General features: G+C 50.4%; 22 protein-coding genes and 1 pseudogene. 12 read left to right on the top strand and 11 right to left on the bottom strand.

Features of this window, described 5'->3' with window-relative positions:
• The first annotated feature begins 51 nt into the window (after positions 1–51).
• From H6750_18445 to H6750_18430, 4 genes and pseudogenes are all read left to right on the top strand, one after another.
• Positions 52–780: an MBL fold metallo-hydrolase gene (locus tag H6750_18445; GenBank protein ID MCB9776287.1), complete on the top strand. Its 729-nt coding sequence runs from the start codon at positions 52–54 to the stop codon at positions 778–780.
• 972 nt (positions 781–1,752) lie between these two features.
• Complete coding sequence (locus H6750_18440) at positions 1,753–3,732, top strand: nicotinate phosphoribosyltransferase (protein MCB9776286.1); 1,980 nt, start codon at positions 1,753–1,755, stop codon at positions 3,730–3,732.
• 17 nt (positions 3,733–3,749) lie between these two features.
• Positions 3,750–4,319: a nicotinamidase gene (locus H6750_18435; GenBank protein MCB9776285.1), complete on the top strand. Its 570-nt coding sequence runs from the start codon at positions 3,750–3,752 to the stop codon at positions 4,317–4,319.
• 105 nt (positions 4,320–4,424) lie between these two features.
• Positions 4,425–5,123 (top strand): annotated as a pseudogene (locus H6750_18430) (HNH endonuclease).
• Positions 5,124–5,386: 263 nt separating this feature from the next.
• Here the strand turns inward: H6750_18430 and H6750_18425 are convergent.
• Positions 5,387–5,752, bottom strand: a complete 366-nt coding sequence (locus H6750_18425) for a hypothetical protein (GenBank protein ID MCB9776284.1) — start codon at positions 5,750–5,752, stop codon at positions 5,387–5,389.
• A 314-nt stretch (positions 5,753–6,066) separates the two neighbouring features.
• On the opposite strand from H6750_18425, the gene H6750_18420 reads away from it, so the two are divergent.
• Both H6750_18420 and H6750_18415 read left to right on the top strand, forming a co-directional pair.
• A complete protein-coding gene (locus H6750_18420) occupies positions 6,067–6,405 on the top strand; it encodes a tRNA-binding protein (protein MCB9776283.1) in 339 nt (112 codons plus the stop codon).
• Between the two features lie 320 nt (positions 6,406–6,725).
• Positions 6,726–7,277: a periplasmic heavy metal sensor gene (locus tag H6750_18415; protein MCB9776282.1), complete on the top strand. Its 552-nt coding sequence runs from the start codon at positions 6,726–6,728 to the stop codon at positions 7,275–7,277.
• Positions 7,278–7,491: 214 nt separating this feature from the next.
• Here the strand turns inward: H6750_18415 and H6750_18410 are convergent, their stop codons facing one another.
• The gene (locus tag H6750_18410; protein ID MCB9776281.1) at positions 7,492–7,914 is read right to left on the bottom strand and encodes a hypothetical protein; all 423 of its coding nucleotides are present in this window, start codon (positions 7,912–7,914) and stop codon (positions 7,492–7,494) included.
• Positions 7,915–8,426: 512 nt separating this feature from the next.
• Between H6750_18410 and H6750_18405 the strand changes: the two genes are divergently transcribed.
• Entirely contained in the window at positions 8,427–8,762 is a 336-nt protein-coding gene (locus H6750_18405; protein MCB9776280.1) for a Slp family lipoprotein, read from the top strand.
• The gene (locus tag H6750_18400) at positions 8,755–8,982 is read left to right on the top strand and encodes a hypothetical protein (protein ID MCB9776279.1); all 228 of its coding nucleotides are present in this window, start codon (positions 8,755–8,757) and stop codon (positions 8,980–8,982) included. The genes H6750_18405 and H6750_18400 overlap by 8 nt, the downstream gene beginning before the upstream one ends.
• 104 nt (positions 8,983–9,086) lie before the next feature.
• Here the strand turns inward: H6750_18400 and H6750_18395 are convergent, their stop codons facing one another.
• Positions 9,087–9,758, bottom strand: coding sequence for a L,D-transpeptidase (locus H6750_18395; GenBank protein ID MCB9776278.1), 672 nt, complete (start codon positions 9,756–9,758; stop codon positions 9,087–9,089).
• A 153-nt stretch (positions 9,759–9,911) separates the two neighbouring features.
• Positions 9,912–10,223: a hypothetical protein gene (locus tag H6750_18390; protein MCB9776277.1), complete on the bottom strand. Its 312-nt coding sequence runs from the start codon at positions 10,221–10,223 to the stop codon at positions 9,912–9,914.
• Positions 10,224–10,966: 743 nt separating this feature from the next.
• Between H6750_18390 and H6750_18385 the strand changes: the two genes are divergently transcribed.
• The 3 genes from H6750_18385 (at position 10,967) to H6750_18375 (ending at position 12,365) form a co-directional block, all read left to right on the top strand.
• A complete protein-coding gene (locus H6750_18385) occupies positions 10,967–11,314 on the top strand; it encodes a DUF3024 domain-containing protein (protein ID MCB9776276.1) in 348 nt (115 codons plus the stop codon).
• A 392-nt stretch (positions 11,315–11,706) separates the two neighbouring features.
• Positions 11,707–11,940 (top strand): hypothetical protein, encoded by a 234-nt coding sequence (locus tag H6750_18380; GenBank protein ID MCB9776275.1) that lies wholly within the window; start codon positions 11,707–11,709, stop codon positions 11,938–11,940.
• Positions 11,937–12,365: a type II toxin-antitoxin system VapC family toxin gene (locus H6750_18375; protein MCB9776274.1), complete on the top strand. Its 429-nt coding sequence runs from the start codon at positions 11,937–11,939 to the stop codon at positions 12,363–12,365. Before H6750_18380 ends, H6750_18375 begins: the two co-directional genes overlap by 4 nt.
• 243 nt (positions 12,366–12,608) lie before the next feature.
• Here the strand turns inward: H6750_18375 and uvrA are convergent, their stop codons facing one another.
• The 4 genes from uvrA to H6750_18355 form a co-directional block, all read right to left on the bottom strand.
• Positions 12,609–15,431 (bottom strand): excinuclease ABC subunit UvrA, encoded by a 2,823-nt coding sequence (gene uvrA, locus H6750_18370; GenBank protein MCB9776273.1) that lies wholly within the window; start codon positions 15,429–15,431, stop codon positions 12,609–12,611.
• Positions 15,432–15,581: 150 nt separating this feature from the next.
• Positions 15,582–15,971 carry a fluoride efflux transporter CrcB gene (gene crcB, locus H6750_18365; GenBank protein MCB9776272.1) on the bottom strand — a complete coding sequence of 130 codons (390 nt, stop codon included), beginning with the start codon at positions 15,969–15,971 and terminating at the stop codon, positions 15,582–15,584.
• Positions 15,972–16,063: 92 nt separating this feature from the next.
• On the bottom strand, positions 16,064–16,897 hold the full coding sequence (locus tag H6750_18360) for an ROK family protein (protein ID MCB9776271.1): 834 nt from the start codon (positions 16,895–16,897) through the stop codon (positions 16,064–16,066).
• Positions 16,898–16,941: 44 nt separating this feature from the next.
• The gene (locus tag H6750_18355) at positions 16,942–17,538 is read right to left on the bottom strand and encodes a nucleoside deaminase (GenBank protein ID MCB9776270.1); all 597 of its coding nucleotides are present in this window, start codon (positions 17,536–17,538) and stop codon (positions 16,942–16,944) included.
• A 555-nt stretch (positions 17,539–18,093) separates the two neighbouring features.
• On the opposite strand from H6750_18355, the gene H6750_18350 reads away from it, so the two are divergent.
• Positions 18,094–18,903 carry an SDR family oxidoreductase gene (locus H6750_18350; protein MCB9776269.1) on the top strand — a complete coding sequence of 270 codons (810 nt, stop codon included), beginning with the start codon at positions 18,094–18,096 and terminating at the stop codon, positions 18,901–18,903.
• Between the two features lie 20 nt (positions 18,904–18,923).
• Here the strand turns inward: H6750_18350 and H6750_18345 are convergent, their stop codons facing one another.
• The 3 genes from H6750_18345 to H6750_18335 all read right to left on the bottom strand — a co-directional run bounded on the left by H6750_18345 (position 18,924) and on the right by H6750_18335 (position 21,066).
• Entirely contained in the window at positions 18,924–19,859 is a 936-nt protein-coding gene (locus H6750_18345) for a TraB/GumN family protein (GenBank protein MCB9776268.1), read from the bottom strand.
• Between the two features lie 366 nt (positions 19,860–20,225).
• Entirely contained in the window at positions 20,226–20,645 is a 420-nt protein-coding gene (locus tag H6750_18340; GenBank protein ID MCB9776267.1) for a hypothetical protein, read from the bottom strand.
• 82 nt (positions 20,646–20,727) lie between these two features.
• Positions 20,728–21,066 (bottom strand): DUF3147 domain-containing protein, encoded by a 339-nt coding sequence (locus H6750_18335; protein ID MCB9776266.1) that lies wholly within the window; start codon positions 21,064–21,066, stop codon positions 20,728–20,730.
• Positions 21,067–21,071 lie beyond the last annotated feature (5 nt).

Raw genomic sequence — 21,071 nt, 5'->3', positions numbered from 1 at the left:
GATATCTCGTATCCTAAAGGGGGGTTCTCAATCCGTAACCAGGAGAGTCTCATGACCATGACGAATAAGCAAACAGGAACGAACGTGCATGAGATTGCTGACGGGATTTACCGCATTAACACACCGGTGGTGATCGAAGGTGCGGGCGGGTTCTCGTTTAACCAATACCTCATTGTGGATGATGAACCACTGATCTTCCACACCGGCCCAAGAAAAATGTTCCCATTCGTGCGTGAAGCGGTGGCGAGCGTGTTGCCGGTTAAGAAGCTTCGATATATTTCGTTGTCTCATGTAGAGGCCGACGAATGCGGGTCACTCAACGAATGGCTGGCCGCTGCTCCCCAGGCTGTGCCGTTGTGCGGGACGGTAGCGGCCATGGTTTCGATCAATGATCTTGCCGATCTCGCGCCTCGCCCACTAACGGATGGAGAGCGGCTCACTCTGGGCAAACACTCCGTGCGTTGGTTCGACACGCCGCATCTCCCTCATGCCTGGGAGTGCGGCTTACTGATGGAAGAGGAAACCTCCACGTTGTTCTGCGGCGATCTGTTCACGCAGGGAGGAGCTGACCATCCTACTATAACGGAGTCGGACATTCTTGGGCCAAGCGAGGCGTTCCGCCACCAAATGGATTATTTCTCACACACCAAAAACGCAGGGGTGCTTCTTGAGAAGCTGGCTTCGTCAAGCCCGACTACACTGGCCTGCATGCACGGCAGTGCCTGGCGTGGTGATGGGGCACGCCTACTTCGCGCGCTTGCTGATGTACTTCAGGCATAATTAACCTCTTATTTGGCATGGACAAATCCCTTTCCCCGTGGATGGTCTCCACTGAGTGAACCTGGAACTGAATGTGGACGTTTACCCGCCATCGGGCCGCGAATTGTACAAAAATGTTCATGAAAGGAGTGGCAGGCCCTGGAAAACTGTTCGAAGGTGTTAGGACAAAATGACATCGGAATGCAGTCCGCTTTTAAGTGCCAGGTCCACTGGTTGCGAGTTCGGAATTTAGTTGGTTCCCATTGGCCTTTGGCCCACTACTCAACTGGGGACTCTGTTGGAAGGAAAATTATGAATATAGGTCGATTGAATATCCCCAAACCTGACATGGGTAATGTAGCTTTTCACGACATTCGGACTAGGCTTTATTTGCATTATTCAAGATTGCTTGAAAATGAGGGGCCTGGGGCAATAGTACTGAAAGTTCTTGAAAAAGATCCTAGAGTGCAAGCGTTGTAGGGACAACTAATTTCACGGGGGAGCGGTGCCGCCACATTTGAAATAAAGAACTTGGCAATGTGGTTTTTATGGGCGGCCAACGAATGTGAATCCTTGGTCGCAGAACGTAATTTAAACAGATTCCTAGACTCAGAAAATATTCCGGTCATAAATACCTTATGGGTCATTGGAATCGAGGTAGATAATCCTATCGTATTAGAAAATGGTGTTGGGATCATTTCTGTCGAACAAATGCCCGATTCACGAGAGAAGGAACAATATTTAGAGATCTAATAAATGCATTCAGTCACCCGCCATTTTGTTGGTGCCTGATTTAGGTGTGTGTCTGGCGACCTTCATTGGTAGGGTAAGGTAGGGGGTCCCGCTATTCCCACAAGTAAGGAGGGAGCTGCAGTGAAGCCAGGTCTCAGTTAGGATAAGGAATTCAGAACTACTCCAAGGCGGATAACCCTGAAAGAGCGGAGTTACAGTCTCATTCTGAAACAAAAGATCAACGGCATTACGATCGAATGTGTGCGGGGAAATATCGCAAGTCAACCCGACATGGATGCGATCGTTAACGCGGCCAACGCCGAGTTGCGCAGTGGGGGCGGGGTTGCCGGAGCCATTCATCGCGCTGCAGGACCAGGGTTGGAAAAAGAAGGTCGGGCGCTGGCTCCTATCCGTCCCGGTCAAGCGGTGCTCACCGGAGCACATCATCTTCCCAACCGTTACGTCATCCACTGCCTCGGCCCGGTCTACGGTCGAGACGAGCCGGCTGAAGCGCTTCTTGCCAACTGCTACGCAAATGCCCTCCGCCTGGCTGAACAGTGGGGCATTCAGTCAATGGCCTTCCCGGCTATCTCTACCGGCATCTTTGGCTATCCAATTAGGGAGGCGGCACGAGTTGCTCTGAAGACGGTCTTGGAGGAAGTGCCACGATTGTCCTCCGTCACCCACATCCGGTTCGTGTTGTTCGACGAGGAGAGTCAACAGCGTTTTGAACGCATCCTCGGAGAACTTTCCTCCTCCTCCGCTGGGAAGTCATCTGGAACGATGGGAACCCCACGTGATTCTCTTGCCGGTAGGGGGAAACACCTCGAACATTTCACCTTTCCAACATTACCGGGTCTTTCAACGACGCCTTCTATGCAGGATGAAAGAGGCAATGGCCTTGCGCTCTTCACCGATTTGTACGAACTGACGATGCTGCATGCCTATTACGAGGAGGGCATGATGGCTGACGCCGTCTTTACCCTCTTCGTTCGGCGTCTACCCGTCCGGCGGAATTTTCTATTGGCATGTGGAGTGGATACCGTCCTCGATTATCTGGAAACGATTCGTTTCAGCGAAGAAGATCTGGCCTATCTGGACTCGTTAAGGCAGTTTTCCGGCAGTTTCCTCAACTGGCTTCGTGATTTTCGTTTTACGGGAGAGGTGTTTGCCGTTCCCGAAGGGACTCCTGTTTTCGCCAACGAACCGATCCTCGAGATTGTGGCGCCGTTGCCGCAGGCACAGATTGTGGAAACCTTCATCATGAACCAGATTCATGTCCAGACTGTGCTGGCTTCCAAGGCGCAGCGTGTCGTGGCTGCGGCGGAAGGACGCCCTGTGATCGATTTCGGTCCACGCCGGATGCATGGAATCGACGCCGCGCTCAAGGCGGCCCGTGCCTTCTGGATTGGTGGGGTTGCCGCGACCTCGAATGTCCTCGCGGGCAAACTGTATGGTGTGCCGGTCGCCGGAACCATGGCGCATAGCTATGTTCAGTCGCATGAAAACGAAGCAACAGCGTTTCGGGTATTTACTCAACTGTATCCTGAGACCGTGTTGCTTGTTGACACCTACGATACGTTGGCGGGCGTCCGGAAGGTGATCGATCTAGCGAGAGCCCTGGGTCCTGACTTTAAGGTCAAGGCGGTGCGTCTTGATTCCGGTGATTTGCTGAATCTTTCCCGAAAGGCACGCCGGCTGCTGGATGATGCGGGCTTGCGAAATGTCGAGATCTTTGCCAGTGGCGGTCTTGACGAAGATGCGATTGCGGCATTGGTGTCAACGAGGGCGCCGATCAATGGCTTTGGCGTGGGTACCAGTATGGGGGTTTCGAGCGATGCGCCGGATCTGGATATTGCCTACAAGCTTTCCGAATATGCCGGAAAGGGCCGACTTAAACTTTCGATAGGCAAACCGATCCTTCCCGGTCGCAAGCAGGTGTTCCGTATTGTGGAGGAGGGACAGGACGTGCGTGATGTGATCGCCTGTGCCGATGAAGTTACGGTTGGACGACCTCTTTTGGTTCCGATGATGCGAAACGGCAAGCGACTTCCCGAGCGAAGGGTCGACCTTACCACAGCACGACAATATGCGCAGGAACAAATTTCCCGTTTGCCCGAACGAGTGCGGGCCATTACCCCTGCCGATTCCCCTTATCCGGTCGAAGTGAGTAGAAAACTGGCCCACCTTCAGCAGCAAATCATCAAAGACCTTACCAATAACCGAAAAGGTTCCATCTAATCCGACAGCTTTACCAAATGACAGAAATCAGCCATTCCCTAAAATCCGGCGATGCCCTACTCATCGTCGATGTGCAAAAAGACTTTTGTCCCGGCGGGGCGCTTGCCGTTAAGGGCGGTCATAGGATTGTGCCCGTCATCAACCGGTGGATTGTAGCCGCAAAGGCCAAGGGCGTGCCGGTTTATGCCTCACGGGATTGGCACCCGATCGGCCACATAAGTTTCAAGGTACAGGGCGGCCCATGGCCGCCTCATTGCATTCAGGGCAGCGATGGCGCCAGATTTCATCCGGATCTGGCGTTGCCCGACTCAACCATTCTTGTGACGAAAGGTGTCCGGTTTGATCAGGATCAGAATTCCGCGTTCGACCAGACCGGCCTGGCTGTTCAGCTTAATAAAGATGGCATCCGCCGATTGTGGGTCGCCGGGCTTGCTGAGGACGTATGCGTCCTGGCGACGGTGCTGGACGCACGCCGGGAAGGTTTTGAAGTTGTGCTTATCCAAAACGGCACCTGTCCCATCACATCCGAAGGTGGTGAGAAAGCCAGGTGTCAGATGCAAGAAGCCAGCGCTCACTTCGCTGTTTAAAGGACAAATGTTCGCGCCCGCGGTGGCCGAATGCCGACCGGGAATCGGTCGGCTTTCGACCGATTTCTCAGGCGTGGACTCAGTTATGGGTAAGATGGAAAAAGTATGAGGGGAAAAATCATCTCTTATATCGAGATGTGCCATAAGGAAGGTACGAGTCTACAAAAAGGGATGAATTTTCGATTAAAGGGAAGGCACTCAGTAATTCTCATGTCGGTTCGCGCCAATGCTCCGTATAGGGATGTAGTGTTGGAGGATGGCGCTTTACTGGTCTATGAAGGGCATGATGAACCAAAGAAAAACCGCGGTGTCGACCCCAAAATCCTGGACCAACAAGAGCATAGGCAAAATAACTCTTTGACGGAAAATGGGAAATTTCACAAAGCTGCGCAAGCTTATAAGTTGGGGGAGAAAGGTCCTGACATTGTTCGCGTATACGAAAAAATTAAGGCGGGGATTTGGTCAGATAACGGCTACTTTCACCTTGTGGATTCGTGAATCGAGCACGATGGAAAAAGAAATGTGTTTAAGTTCAAGTTGGTCGCGATTGAAGGCATCGAAGATGAATCATTAGCCGAAGATACGCCCACCAGACTTGTAGAGCGTAGTCGAATTATTCCAACAAGCGTGAAGTTGGAGGTATGGGCACGGGATAGAGGCCGTTGCGTATCCGGCGGAGCGACTGATGAACTTCATTTCGATCATATTGTTCCGTATTCAAAGGGCGGGACTTCCCTGAAAGTCGAGAATATCCAACTTTTATGTGCACGCCACAATATTGAGAAGAGTGCGAATATTCAATGAATATAACCAGCAATTCTTATGAAGCATGCGGTTTACCCTCTTCTTCCCTGCTCCAGGGCAAAATGCTGTGGATTGTATCTTATCGTTAAGCAGCGGAAAACAGGGCTGCCAAAGTGACAGAGACGGGCAAAGTCGCGGTCTCATGATTTAGCAAACCTTCAACCGTAGGACAATCAGATGAGATTAAGGGAATAGCAATCGCCAATCCGACAATGAAGCCGTCCGGTTTCTGTTTATCTAAGATTCAAGGTCAACGCAGTACTCTATTTAAATTTGATGGCGGTTCCTTTGACCGTGGTACAGGTAAACGTATAGACGTTATAAATGGGAATGAAACCGTACAGGCTGCTTTCTGCTGAGACATTGAGTAGGGCATCTCCCCCCGAAGCTGCTAAGGCTTTATCCACCGCTTTCGTCATGTCCGATTGGCCAAATGGGATAATGGCCAAAATGAAATGACGGCAAGCTTGCCCTTCAGCTGGTCCTAAATCCTCATAGCCTTGGCTGTTTTTCAAAAGCGACGCTGGGTCGGCTGAGCTTTTGGCCACAATTCCCAAATTCCCAGTGGTACTGCATCCCACCAACATAATACATGTTAGTAACAGAACCAAACGCCAGATTTTGGACATGTTATTCTCCTTAAGATACGGTTAAATTACATTGCTGTGAGTCGAAGTAACCTCTTGCAATCTTAAGCAAAACATTTTCACTTTTTGGGGAAAAATGCTCCCGTCGTGAAAATCGATGTTTTTGAGGAGCTGGTCTCGCCTCTGGCTTGGAAATCATAGGTAGTGACCAACCAGGTGAGAGGAATAGGAGAATTATTATTTATTGTACCTCCAGGAGGTAAGGCAAAGGTAGAGAGGAAAATTGAGAACAGGCTTCCGAAGAAGGGTGCTACTCTTATGCGAAAAACTGTTTTGAGTTAATTGAGGAGGCTGAAGTGCAGACCATTTCATGGGATGATTTCATAAAAGTCGAGCTTCGCGTCGGGCGCATTGAAAGTGCGGCGTTGTTCCCGGAAGCCAAAAAGCCTGCGTACATTTTGCAGGTTGATTTCGGCAGGGACATCGGCATGAAGAAGTCGAGCGCTCAGATCACGGATCTTTACAAACCGGAAGAGTTAGTGGGAAAGCTGGTTGTCGCCGTGGTGAATTTTCCAACCAAACAAATCGGTCCGGTTATGTCTGAATGCCTGGTCACGGGATTTCATACTGAGGGCGGAGAGGTGGCGTTATGTGTACCGGACAAGCCTGTTCCCCTGGGCACAAAGTTGTTATAGTTTCTCTGTTGCTCGAGGTCGTTCCCGATAGAGCCATGGCTTGAAGCAAGTCTTTCAAAAAGTTCCACCTAATCTTTGGACAATGTAACTCGTGGGAGGTCTCTGTGGGATGGGTGGGAAGGTGGATGGAGATGATAAAGTACAGGCTGCCCCGGACTTTTTCAGTCTGTTGGATACGCCGTCCCGGCGTGTCTCATTTTAGGGTACTGGCCAAGGCACCAGGGTTCTTGCCAGGTGTGAGTAGGTGACTGCTCTTTGATAATGGATACAAACAACAAATAAAAAGAAATGGCCAAACGCTTTAACCAAAGGAGACGACTATGGCGTTTATTCCTAGAATAAAAAACCTATTTCGTCATGATCCTGGAATAAGTGGTTTCCTTATTCTCCTTTCTATGGTTTTTGTCTTAAGCGCCTGTTCGCATGGTGGCAAAAGTTCTACCGAGGGAAAACCTTCTCATGAATCCTATGCGCACGAATCCAAATCTCCGCATGCAACTTCAAATTATGTGGATCACCATCATTTTTCCAGCACTATGGAAGAAGAATTAAAGCTGACCGATGAACAAAAGGAGGCTTTTCACCGGCTTCGACTTGATTACGATAAAATGGTCGTCAAAAAAACCGCTGATGTTCGAACGGCGGAAGTCGATCTTGCGACCCTGCTCGGAAAGGATGAGCCGGACCGTCAGGCGATTGCAGAGCAGGTCAAGGCCATTGGAGCAATTAAAGAAGATATGATGATGGCGCGCATTGATTCCCTGCTGAAGTTGAGGAGTGTGTTATCGAAGGACCAATACGGAAAATTTAGAGAGATCTTGCATCAACGCATGAATCAGGTAGAAGGACATTCCCCCCATGGTGGTATGTAGTGCGCATGGTGGGAGTTGAAGAGTGTTGGAAGGATGGAAAATTGGATGAACATCCGAAGCGCATTGAATGTTTTTACAGGTAAAATTTTTCCCTGCGGCTTTGATATGGATGGGTGAGGATGGTCAATCTCACCCATTCATACGAACCCGCTTATATTACGGTTGTTGAAAGTTCTTTTGCATTGAATCTTTCTGCTGGCTATGTTGAAGAAGCCTATCGATATCTTTTGATGCGTTCCGCATAATCTTCAGAGGTTGCAGGATCGAGTTCCCATCGGTGGGTATCCCGGTCGTATACTTTTTCTCCTTCAAGTTCTTCAGAATCTTCAAAGATAAGACCTGCCGCCTCCCCCAACTCATCCACGGTATCTTGATCCGGAGTAGGATTGGAACCCCCTATGGTTTCATCGCCGGAACTCCCCGCGTCCCTGGTTGCGTCAAGATCTCCACCGGAAAGTCCGGCCTGTGCTTGCCGATTGTTTCCTCGAATAAGGACTCCCTCCGATGCATGCTGAGTCCCTGTCTCGGCAATTTCCTCTTTGATGGCCTCTTCAGCAGGGCCTTGTTTTTCAATATATTGCCTTATCATCGTATCCGCATCCTGCCGTGATGAACGCATATTTTTCTTTTTGCCCATGTATCCTCCTCATCCTGGATAAGCAGCAAATATATGTGAACTTTGTAAAACAGGTTAGGTCTCTACTGTATCCCATGGCTCATGAGTATCAAACTGGAGAAAACCCTGGGAAATGTTCAGGAGGGGGAAGACCGTTAAGCGTTCTATTGATGATAGGAATTTAGTCGGGGCCGGGGGGATTCTTTAAAAAGGGGCATGGGCGGGAGTTCACTTTTCATATGCCTTTGTTCCATTTCCTTACCGGGCCGATTATTCGGCGACCATCCAATCCACTGTATTCACAAGAACATTTTGGAGAATGCCTAAAAGTTAGGAAACTCCTGACTAATTTCCCCCAAACTTTCCAGTGCAAAATTGACCACTTCCCTCAAGGGTTTTTGGCAGGATTCAAAACCGGGCGAATAAGTTACGTTTAGCCCTATACAGATTGAATTAATAATAAAACGAAAGTTTGGCCCTCATTTTTTCGACCTCTTTTCTCGGATTAAATTCACTAAGGAGAAACCGCTGCCATGAACAATCCAACCATCTCATCTGTACTGTTTGTTTCGCTTGTGTTTGGTGGATGTTCCCAATATCAGGGGATCCCCGAGAGCTTGGAAAATCAAGTCAACCACACTCTGGATTTTACGCAGATTCGAGAGAATCCTGATAATTATCAAGGAGAGTTCATGGTCGTCGGAGGAGAAGTGCTTTCGGTCAATCGGAAGCAGGATGCGACCAGAATAGAGGTTCTCCAACTTCCACTGAACGATGATTTTACCCTGGCGAATCAGCGCACAAAAACGCAAGGACGATTCATTGCGCTATCGAAGGGGAAGGATCCATTTGGATCCAGCGGTGCTTGAAAAAAGCAGAGCCATATCCATTGTCGGTGAGATTATCGGCCGTGAAACCATCCAAGTGGGTGAAGATACAAAAGAGGTTCCCCTTTTTGGCATCAAAGATTTGACTATATGGGACGAGGCACTGTACTGGGGCCGCGGATATTCCGGATTTGGTTGGGGGCGGGGATATCCAGGGGGTTATTATACCGGGTATCGTCCGATCGCATATCCCTATTACTGATAGTTTCATCGAGAGAAAGTCTCTACACTACAATAAAAGGAGAGGGTAAAGGTCCATTTACCACGAATTAACATCATGAGGTAGCACATGCGCCCCGGAATTATTTAAATAATGATGATCGGAGTGCCCAATTGGACTGTTTCAAACACAAGTTGAAGATCGTCAGCATGCAGTTGAATGCATCCGTGGGTGACATCCTGGCCTAATAAGTTTGAGTACAAGGCTCCATGAATGAAATATCCATTGCCAAAACCCAACGCATATTTTCCGAGTACTCCCGGCTGTAATCGATCAGCCATCTTTTCAGGGACGGGATCGCCTTGTTCGATAAAGGCCCAATCGGGACGAATCCACACCGGTTTTTCTAACTTGCTCTGAATGCTGAACGTCCCCTTGGGAGTTTCGAACGTCCACGTTCGTTCCGGGTTCCTGGGATCCGCTAAGGTGTTCCCGCTTCCGGTTGAGGCAAGGGCTTCATGCAGAATCCGATCACCTTCTTTCACGAAAAGCCGATGCCGGGATGTATCCACAAGAAGGTAGATTGTGCCCTGCGGTGTGAGGGGCAGGGGATTTGGTAAGTGACCGGAGGCGGTTTTAAGTGCTTGGGATGGCGAGAATTCAATTTCCTTGTCACGGGTCTGGCGCTCGTATGCCGATGCGTCGTCCAGAGTTCCATCTGGAGAAAGACTGTTAAAAACCTGGGAGGGTATGAATAACGGGATGGATTGGGCAGAATTCAGGAATGGTGATGCGAGGACCATGAGGAGGGGAAGCATGAAGATTCCCCAAGCTACCGCCGCCCATAATACTATGGAAACGGTGGTTCTGATAATTTCAAAAGTCTTCCGGGGAAACTGAAGATCTCGGTTGTTGGGAGCCATAATGGGACATCACCACCAGAGACCAGATTGACCCTAAAAGCCGTCAAGCTATCGTGATTCCTCGTTAACCATGCTGATGGCCTGCTCAATGTGCTTATACACGGCCTCGGCTTTTTCCGTGGCTTGGTGGGCCTGAGTTTGGGCCATTTCGAATTTTTGTTCATCGAAATGCGTTTGACCGGTTCGAAGAAGGTTTCGAGCCGAATCCAGGTCCCGCTCCAAAGCGGATAACGCCAGGTCCGATCCCTTGCCCATAGGAGCTCGACGAAGGAGTTGTTCAGCTTTTCCTATGGCAAAGTTCGCGTGATCCAATTCTTCCTGGGCTGGTTGGCGGAAGGGTTCCGGTGTTGTGATCGGCACAGAACCATTTCCTTGCTCATCAGTGCTTGATGGTGGGGCCTGCGCATCTTTTGGCGTAATTGCTGATGTCGCAGGCGCCGGCTTTGCCTGGGGAGTCGGTGAGGCTTTATCTCCGGAATCAGAACATCCTTGGATGCCGACGGCCAAGATAACAAAGAAGCAGAGAGTGAGGACTTCCTGTTTCACTAAGGATGGTTTTTGAAAAGAAGTGAAGAGCATAAGAATAAGCCCACTCTGAATCAAAAATTAATCTATTTCAACACTATAAAGGAAATCCTGGCTTTGAGAAAGTTGGTAAAAACCCTGGCCTATCGTATCCAAGAAAACCCGGGATGATTGAAACAAGGACGTGAAGCTGCCTTTTGCAATACTATCCGGTGAGAGATCACATTCGAGCCAATGGCGGATGTTAAGATAACAGACGGGCGATCTTGTAGTTCATCCCTTGAAAACGCGAAGATAATTTCCATGCGCTGGGAATCAATTCCAGGACCGAGAATATGGAATTAGTTCCACGGCACAACGAGATCAGGGAGCCATCGGCAACAAAATCTTTGATTGTGCTGGCGCAGGAATCGGAGGGTTGTCCCAGTTCGCCAGGCATAGACAAGGTGCACCTCTTGCTTTTAAGCGTCAGCCCGGTCGGTCGACCTGCAGGCAGTAAAAACCTAATAAGTCATTACTGTGTGACAGTCACAAAAAAACGCGCGTGCAGCATAATTTAATTGTTATATGGCAAAAGTATGGCGCTAAACGACATTGAGCGGAAGAGGATCGAAAAGCTTGTTGGTGCGTTTGTCGAGGAACTTCGGCCCCCACCACCTATACGGTCCCAACTCGACTTTGGATTCCGGATCACCGGTCAAAGCATTGAGTTATTCGAGATCCGCCCACAATGGAAGAGGCCGGAAATCAAGCAGGAGCAGGCGTTTGCCAAAGCTACGTATGTGCGAACACATAACAGGTGGAAGATCTATTGGAAGCGGGCAAATTTGAAATGGCACGGATATGAACCTGTTCCGGACGTCTCGACGGTGGAAGAGTTTCTGTGTGTTGTGAGAAAAGACGAATATGCGTGCTTCTTCGGCTAGGCAGTCTGGATCTTACCCTTTGGCAGCAACCTGATCTTTACCACCGCTGGCATCGGCTGACCCCAAAAACAGCGAACCCAAAAGTCCGGATTGTCATAGGTTTCCTATGTGCGACCTCATCGAAATCCGCGATGGCTTTGGCGAAATCCTATAGGCCTATCAGCCCGCTCCGGGTGGTTCAGGGCTTTGAGTCGCTGTCCTGGAAGGCACCGAACTCCCGGCAGCCGATCCGGCCGGTGTGGATTTGGAAGGCGCGGACCTGTACTGGTGCATCCTGTTTCAAGCCAGACCAAGCAAGTATGGTGCACAAGACATTCAAGAAGGGATGGGTTTGACAAGTGATTTACGGTGAGCCACAATATTGTTGAAATTTTCAACAAAGGAGATGTTTTGTGGCTACCGTGAATTTCAGTGTTCCTGAAGATGTCAAAAAGCAATTTGATAAAGTCTTTGCGGGGAAAAACAAAAGTGCGGTGTTAACGCAACTGATGCAACAGGCGATCGAAGAACAGAAGCGAGCGGGACGGCGCAAGCGGGCCATCGATCAATTGCTCGCATTGCGTGAACAAGCTCCACGGGTGACGGAAAAGGATCTACGTCTTGCACGAACCCAGGGACGACCATGACCACTTGGGTGGTTGACGCCAGTGTGGTGGTGAAATGGGCTCTCCCTGTCCAAGACGGTGACACGCATCAAGAACAGGCCCTGGCTCTGTTGAAGGACATTCAGATGGGAAATTGCCAGGTGCTTCAGCCTCCGCATTGGTTGGCAGAAGTGGGAGCCGTGTTGACTCGATTGGCGCCTAAGCAATCGATCCGCATGCTTCAGAATTTTCTCGCGATGGAATTTCACATGACCACGGAATGGGAGGTGTATGAACAGGCCTGTCGCCTTTCGGTGGATCTCAACCACCATCTCTTTGATACCCTGTATCACGCAGTCGCCTTGCAGTCTTCCAATACGCTCTTCGTCACAGCTGACACTCAGTACTTTCGAAAAGCAGCCAAGCTGGGGCATATCATTGAGTTAAAGGACTTTGCACCCCAATAATCGTGACTTATTTCACCTCTATATCAACAATCCCTTCTCAGTCACTAATCGACTTTCTTCATGGCCACACGTGTGGCTGAATATTTTAAAATAGCAGGGCTATGAAGATAAGGTATTTTCAACGTTCAACTAAAGCGATGTATAACTCCCTCGCTCTTGAGGGATTCAGTCTGAAACGGAATTCTCTTGCCGGGCTTCGGTCCGGCAAGCCTTAACGTTGGGGTCAAATCTGGTGTTGATGAGTCAGTCCTGTAAAAGTAGTGATTTCAAATATTGTCCGGTGAGTGACTGAGGGGTGTTGGCGGTTGCTTCCGGGGGACCTTGTGCGACGATGTGACCGCCGGCTTCGCCGCCGCCGGGGCCGAGGTCAATCACCCAATCCGCGCATTTGATGACATCCAGATGATGTTCCACTACCAGGACCGTATTCCCTTCCTCAACCAGTTGATTCAATACGGTTAACAGGCGCGTGATATCTTCAAGGTGCAGTCCCCTGGTGGGTTCGTCCAAAATGTAAAGGGCACCGTTGTGGTCTGGGTTGGCGGTTGATCGTTTTGGGGTATTGGCCAATTCCCGCGCGATTTTAAGCCGTTGGGTTTCGCCTCCGGATAATGTTGTAGCTGGTTGTCCCAGTGTGAGATAGCCAAGGCCAAGCTGTTGAAGCACGCGCAATCCTTTGAGGACCTTGGGACAGGAAGTGGCGAAGAAGGCTACCGCTTGATCGACGGTGAGGTTCAACACATCATGAATGGAATGCTCTTTGACTTGGACTTGTAGAATCTTATCTTTGAACCGTTTGCCTTCACAGTCCGCGCAGGGCACGTAGAGATCCGCCAAAAAATACATTTCCAGTTTTTCATACCCGTTCCCCTGGCAACGAGCGCATCGGCCTTTCCCGGTGTTAAACGAAAAATGCGCGGGCGTGAGCCGGTGTGCCCGCGCCTCAGCGGACTGGGCGAATAAGGCCCGGATTTCATCATAGGCTTTAATGTAGGTGATGGGATTCGAGCGCGGAGTTTTGCCGATGGGTTCCTGGTCAATAAGGCAGACGGTTCGGAGATGTTCCGGCCCCGTCATGTTTGCTAGCCCGGGTTGAGGAAGAGAGTCCACCTTAAAAACGCGCGCCAGAGCTGCATAGATGGTGGCTTCGACTAACGTGCTTTTTCCCGATCCGGAAGGACCCGTGACACAGACCAGCGTGCCGAGGGGAATATTCACAGTGAGGTTTTTGAGATTTTGTTCGTTCACTCCTGTGAACTGAAGAGCTTTTCCATTTCCTGCTCGACGTTTGGAAGGTAAGGGAATGGTTCGTTCCCCACGCAAATATTTAGCGGTGAGCGATTGGGGATGATTGAGAAAGGATTGATAGGGGGCCGCGCAGATGATCTCACCGCCTTGATCGCCTGATTGAGGTCCCAGTTCGACGATGTAATCAGCCTGTTGAATGATTTGCGGATCATGTTCCACCACAATGACGGTGTTGCCCCGCTCCGCCAACTCCCGCAAAATCATGCCCATGGCCTCGGTATCACGTGCATGGAGGCCGATCGTCGGTTCATCCAGGACATACTGTGTGCCCATGAGCTGACTGCCCAGTTGTGTCGCCAGATGAATACGCTGAGCTTCGCCTCCGGATAACGTCCGCATTTCCCGGTTGAGTGTGAGATAGTCCAAGCCCACCCGCAGGAGAAATGATAGTTTTGACTGCAACGCATTCAATAGATCCTCGGCGATTGCCTCCTCAAATGTTCTCAGCGGCAGGGTCTGAAGCCATCGTTGAAGATCCGAGAGGGGCCATCCGCATACCTCGTGAATGTGGCATTCATAGATCTTGACCATGAGAGATTCCGGCCGTAAGCGGGTTCCCTGGCAGGTTGTGCAAGGGGAGGGACTGCGATACCGGCTCAAGAAGACCCGGACATGCATCTTGTAGCGTTTGCCTTCTAGATAGGTAAAAAAATCATCAATGCCCTCGAGCTTTCCTTCTCCTTTCCAAATCAGGTCCTGTTCTGCTTGGGTGAGCTGGTTGTAGGGTGTGGTCGGGTCGAGATTTTTCTTCTTGAAGGCTTTGAGCATTTCTTTTTGCCACCATACATTGGATGGTTTGGTCCAGGGTTCAATCGCCCCCTCCTGTAAGGATTTTTCGGGGTCGGGAATCAGTAACCGTTCGTCGTAGCGCAAGATGTTGCCGAACCCTTTGCATTCGGGGCAGGCTCCAAGTGGATGATTAAAAGAAAAGGATACGGGGCGGGGCGTGTGGAACGTCCTGCCGCATCCCGGGCATGAGAGGTGTGCACTATAGGCTAGGGGGTGGTTATCCCCGATGATGACGCTCGCGTGGCCTTCACTTTCGCGAAACGCTGACTCCAAGGCTTCGACCAATCGGCTGCGCGATTCCGTATCAAGAGTCAGGCGATCAACGACGACCAACAATTCCGATGGCAGCGGTGAGGGGAGGGGGTCAGTATTGAGGTTGATCAGTTGGTGGTTGATGACGACACGAATGAAACCTTGTTTTAAGAGTGCTGTTTTCATGAACTCAAGCGCGTCAGGATGGGGGGCGGGTTTTGGAAAACAGACGAGGGCGCGTTGATTGGGGAAACGATTCAGTAAATCTTGCGCGATCGTGGTGGGGTGGTGGGCGATGGCTTCCACCTTGCAATCGGGACAGGTCAACCGTCCGATTTTGGAGAATAGCAACCGGAGATAATCCGAAATTTCACTGGTGGTGCCCACGGTAGAGCGCGAGGTCCGAATCGGATTTTTTTGTTCCAGGGCAATGGAGGGGCGGATATTGGTGAGTCGGTCCACATCGGGGCGTTTTACACGGTCCAGGAACATGCGCGTATAGGAGGAGAGCGATTCCACATAACGCCACTGGCCTTCTGCAAACAGGGTGTCGAAGGCCAAGGAGGATTTTCCGGATCCTGACACGCCGGTGATGACGGTGACAGCGTTGTGTGGGATACGTAGAGAAATGTTTTTAAGGTTATTTTGCCGCGCGCCTTCAATGATCAGATCGGCATGGGGGGAACTGGAAGGTGAAATCCGTTTCTTTGAGGACATATTCAGGAATGCCGACTATTTGATGGTGTGAACACGACGATTAATGCTTGTACCGTGTTCACCCCCTTCTCGCCAAGTGGCTTCAAGGGATGAAATCCACTCGCAAAGTCACATTTTGTGAATTGATAAGGATGGAGAAGGGCCCTGAGCTTAGAGCCGACCTAATGTATCGCCCAGCCAGACAGCGGCGAGACCCACGAAGACATGGATGATGATATTGGCAGAAGCTTTGAGCATGGCCCCGTCTTTCAGGAGTGCCAGGGATTCGAACCCGAAGGTAGAGTAGGTGGTGAATCCACCCAGCACGCCAATAAACAGAAAAATTCTGGTGTCCGTTCCCAGGATATTTCGGGACTCGGCCAACCCATGGAGTAACCCGATCAGGAAACAGCCGAGTATGTTTACGGCCAATGTGCCAATAGGGAAGGCAAGAGCCGGACTCAGGCGGTTAAAGAAGCCGGCGATGACGAATCGGCCTACTGAGCCTAAAAAGCCACCTACACCTACCCAGAGAAGTTGCGGTAATCCGTAAGGAATCATGGCGGTATGTGCCGGTTAGGCGATTTTCCTCAGGATGAAGGTCAGGCGCGATTTGGGGTGGAGCGAACTGGGTGGGGAGACGTGTATGGGAGTCAATCCTTTTTCTTTTTGAGGGTTTTTGATGACTTGATTCGAGGAGCCTGTTTTCGTGCGGATCCTTTTACAAACTTATTGGGTTTAGGTGGAAGGACCACATTGGGATCGGCCCAGAGCGCGATTCCCCCAAGGAGTCCCGCTGTATTTGAGACGATAGTAGCATGAGATGGCAATGGAATGGTCACCTTTTTAGCATTGCCCCCGCCTATGTAGAGATGGTCGAAATTCATCACCCGATCTAATATCTCAATGGCTTTCGCCAGACGTAGATTCCATCTCTTTTTTCCCACATTTTTCAGTGCGTTGGCCCCCAATTGTACCTCGTATGTTTGTTGTTTTCGAAAGGGATGATGAGCAATTTCCATATTGGGCACAAGGTGCCCATTAATAAATAACGCGGTTCCAAATCCGGTTCCCAGGGTAATGACCATTTCGACCCCTTGGCCTTTGATCGCTCCATAGCCCTGCACATCCGCATCATTGGCTACCCGAACTGGCTTTTGGAGTTGTTGTTCCAGTTCGCCAACGAGATAGGTTCCAGGCCAGGATGCATCCAGGTTGGGCGCTGTTTTCACCCACCCCTGATGAATCACGCCGGGAAAGCCGACTGATACGCGATCAAACCGCCCGAGTGTTTGGGCAATTTCCACAATAAGCGGGACAATGGCCTGTGGTGTCGCGGGTTTCGGTGTGACCATTCGTATTCGTTCAGACAGAGGTTGCCCGGACTGATCGAGCAGGAGGCCTTTGATTCCGGACCCGCCAATATCAATTGCGAGGGTGATGGGTGATGCGTGTGAAGCCTGTGATGTGTTCTTTGTCGGAGTCATCAACGTTTCTCCTTGAAATTGGGAAAATGAAAAAGGGCCCTCATCTACCCTTTTCGTCCGTTATAGACCTCTCCGCCTTTTTGGACATATTGCTGGAGGACAGACGCGGACTTGGCTCGCGCAATATCCGTGGTCACGGCAATCCCTCTCCGCTCAAGTTCCAAAATCCAATTGGCAGGTTTTGGGCCTTCGTCAAAACCAACCGCTTCGGCGTCGCTTCCTCTGGCGCCACAGACGATTTGCCGAACGCCGGACCAGGAAATCGCCCCCAGGCACATACTGCACGGCTCGCAACTGGTTACCAGCTCGTGGGTGGGAAACCCGATTGCTCCTAAATTATGGGAGCCCACGATTTGCTGTGCCATCAGCATCGCGACGACTTCAGCATGGGCAATTGAACTTTTCGACGAAAGGACGAGATTCACGCCTGGCGCGACCAGTTCGTGAGTGTCCAAGCGGAAAACCCCGGCTCCGAATGGTCCACCGGTTCCATATTGAATGTTGAGTTGCGCCAGGGTAATGACCAGGTCCATACGGGAATCCTGAGTCGGGTAAGTCTTCGGTTGTTGGACAAGATACTCGGCGACCCAGACTGGTAACTCAAGACAATACGGTTGAAACCGGGTAGAAGGGATGCTCATATCAGGGAGTTGAATGGCAGAAGGTGTGAAGAACGGTTATCTGATTGTGGTGCCGGCATCAAAAACAATCCGAGGGGCTTGTCCCGTGAAAGGGAGCCCCTCGGATTATGTGGCATACACCACAAAATGTGAACCTCATGTTTTATGTGGCCCATCAGTAGGCTAATGACGCGTTTCTCGTTAAGGGGTTGGCCGAATCTTCCAGATGTGATGGTTGGAGATCCCTCTTGTGACTCATTATCATCAAGCTCATTACCGCGCCCGCTGGCAGATGCCCTTAGGCATGCTTGCGTCTGAGTAGGGATATGATTCGGCAAAAACGAGAAGGCCCGTCAGGAGACTGAGGCGGGTTTCGCCGCCGATGGGCCTACATGATCCGGTGGAGTAAGGTCGTCCATGTGAGACCCCCTTTCCTCTTTACGGTTTGAAAGGAGATGTACGCTCATTCTCTCCTTCCTTTCATAATCGTTTTTCATGAGCGCAGAGGTAATGCTACGCTCGTTAAAAAAATCTGTCAATAGGGTCCATTTCATTTCAATTCTTGAGCAAGGGACGATGAGTGAATTTACAAACCAGGTGATTCTCATTACCGGGGCGTCGTCGGGTATTGGAAAAGCGCTCGCCTGTTCGCTGGCGCCACAGGCTCCCCAGCTGGTACTGGTCGCGAGAGATCAGTCACGGTTGCAGGAAGTAGCGCTCGCCTGTGAACGCCTTGGAGGGTCTGCCCTGATCATTCCGACGGACGTGACGGATCCCCATGCCTGTTCCATGATGATCCAACAGGTGGTTTCTGTGTATTCCCGGATTGATGTGTTGGTGAATAATGCCGGGATATCCATGTGGTCGACGGTGGAGGATGCTCAGGATTTGGAACTGTATCAACGGGTGATGGCGGTGAATTTTTTCGGCAGCGTCTACTGCACCAAATTGGCCTTGCCGTTCTTAAAGGCCACGCAAGGTCGGATTGTTGCGATCTCCAGCGTTGCAAGTTTGACGGGAGTGCCTGCCCATTCAGCCTATTGTGCCAGTAAGCATGCGATGAACGGATTTTTTGAGTCGCTTCGTATTGAATTGACGGGGACGGGAGTCACCGTAACCATTGTGGCCCCCGATTTTGTGCAATCTGAAATTCATGAACGAAGTCTCGGGCCTCATGGTCGACCTTTCGGGCGGGTTCTTGAAGGACATGCCAGATTCTTAACCGCGAGGAAATGTGCGGACATGATTATCAAGGGGATGACCCGACGGGAAAGACTGGTGTTTACGTCCTGGAGAGGCCAGTGGGGCCGGTGGATGAAATTGCTGAGCCCGCAGATGATTGATTGGATGGCCCGAAAGGGGATAGCCGATGCTGATCGGCCGTAACGGGACCCTCCTTTGCCGTTCTAAGGCATGGCATAAGACACCCGTTCAAGGTGGTGGCCTTTTTCTTTGAGCAGCGCGAGTAATCCGTCTTCCCCCGCGAGGTGAGCCGCACCCACGATGATCAAGACGTTTTTCTTTTCTTGTAAGAACGATTCGATTTGAGGAATCCAGTTCAGGTTTCGTTGGACGAGGAGTTTGTTGTAGAACAACGGGTAGGTTTTGAATGACTCCACCAATTGTTCCAACCCGTCGAGATTTCCCTGGTGCCAGTCTTTTACCATATGTAAAAAAGCTTGTTCTCGTTCCTTAGATCCGGCGGCGGCGAGTGATTCCTGAAGAAGAGCATCTTGGATGTTGAGTGGAAGTGTGTCGAACACATTTAATTGGTCTTGAATGGTTTCCAGCCCGCCCGTCGGTTTTCCGGCATCCTTGGCCATGCGATAGAAATGATTTTCAATGCCTAATTCAGGCCGGAAATCTATGGACGAATCAAATCGTCCGCTTAATGTGAGATACAGCACCCAGGGTTTGTAGGGGTGGAAATCCTGAATGTTCCCTCCCAAGGCTTGAATCTTCTGTTTGACCAGCTTATACGTTTTTGGGGAGAGCACCGTTTCCAGTGTTTTTCCCTTTGGGAGGGTGTACTGTTTTTCGTGTTGAGAAAATGAGCCGGGAGAAAATAATATTTCCGGATCAATTTCAAAGACGACCTTTTGTGAATTGTAATAGGCATAGGAGAAGGATCTGGTGAGAGGATAGTATTCTTCAGCCAACACATGGATCGATCCCAAAATATAGACCGTATTCGTATCAGATTGGATTTTATAAATCAGGCTGTTGTTGTACCCATCCCCGACCACCTGACCATTGACTGTTCCGGTGCCCAAAACAAAGAGGATCAGGATGAACAGACAGCCTAGGCGTAGTTTTCCCTGTTGATGGTGCGATGCAGCCATTGCAAATCTCCCTCTCTGAAGTTGTAAGTTTGTCCGGTTTTTATGGTGAGAAAAGAATTTCCCCTGTTGTCTGACATCTTGGTTGGGTCCTTGGGGCCGTTGGTCGTTTCTTCCCGGGTAGTTCATCGGTGACTAGAGGGAAAAGGTAAAATGCAGAGACTGAGGTGTGATCTCGAGATTGCTGGAGGGTGTGGCTGTTTCTTGTCCAATTCGGCCGGAAAGGGCATGTTGCTGCCAGGTCGATTTCCTGATATTGATCAACTGGTCCGGATTGTGGAGTGAACCCTGGCGGATTTTCCCGTCCTCTGCTCCATGGAAAGTGAGAGTCGAGAGATGTGTTGATCAGACGAGAAAACTGATAGGGGCTCAGGACTGCGGTGAGGGAGAAGATTCGTGTTGGATAACCTGGAAGTCCTTCTGAGTGATGAAATGACCATTGGCATACAGACGAAACTCATATCGTCCCGGCCCTGGAAAGACGAGATAGGGGATGTTCACGCCGAAGTCCTGGGTCGTTAACCGGTTGGAAATGTCTATTGGCGGAAGGGAACCTTTGCCGACAATCTGGTCCTGATCAAGATACACGAGTTGGATCTCGAATGCGTACCTGCCTTCAGCGTCGGTGAGCGAAAAATAGACGCCGACTTGTGGGTGCTGGCATGGAAATGTCTTGGCCCAAAGATGGGTAAATGCCCCGATGATGCTTTTTTTCCCGGTCAGGCTATCGATGATGATGGTGTCACACACTAAAAATGCGTGAATGATCGGTTTAATGAATTCCGCCATGTTCCTGGTTCTCACTACCTGATTAAATGCTTCTCTCGCAATCTCTGTATTGTGATAGGGGTCATTCTTGCGTTGTTCGGTACTAGTCAACAAACAGTCGTGTCAGTCCCACTCCGGCCAGATATAATCCGATCGCCAACCCATATGCCGGCCAAAACCCTATCTTGGGGACAAATGCAATCATCGCTCCCACATAAACAAACCATGGGGGAGAAAGCCAAATCAGGTGTTTGGCAAACGAGACGGTGGGGACCGATCCGGCATTGACGAAGATGAGGATAAAGGTTACTCCACTGATGACCGGCAAAGTGCTGGCCAAGGCAGCCAGGAACCCCCTTCCATGACTGCCCAGATACGTGGAGACACTCACTAATGTTCCGCCAAGGACAAAATACAACCCATATCTAACCCATTCCGGCATCGTCC

This window comes from Nitrospiraceae bacterium, from assembly GCA_020632595.1.
Lineage (GTDB): Bacteria > Nitrospirota > Nitrospiria > Nitrospirales > UBA8639 > Nitrospira_E.
This window is presented reverse-complemented; position numbering and strand designations above follow the sequence as displayed.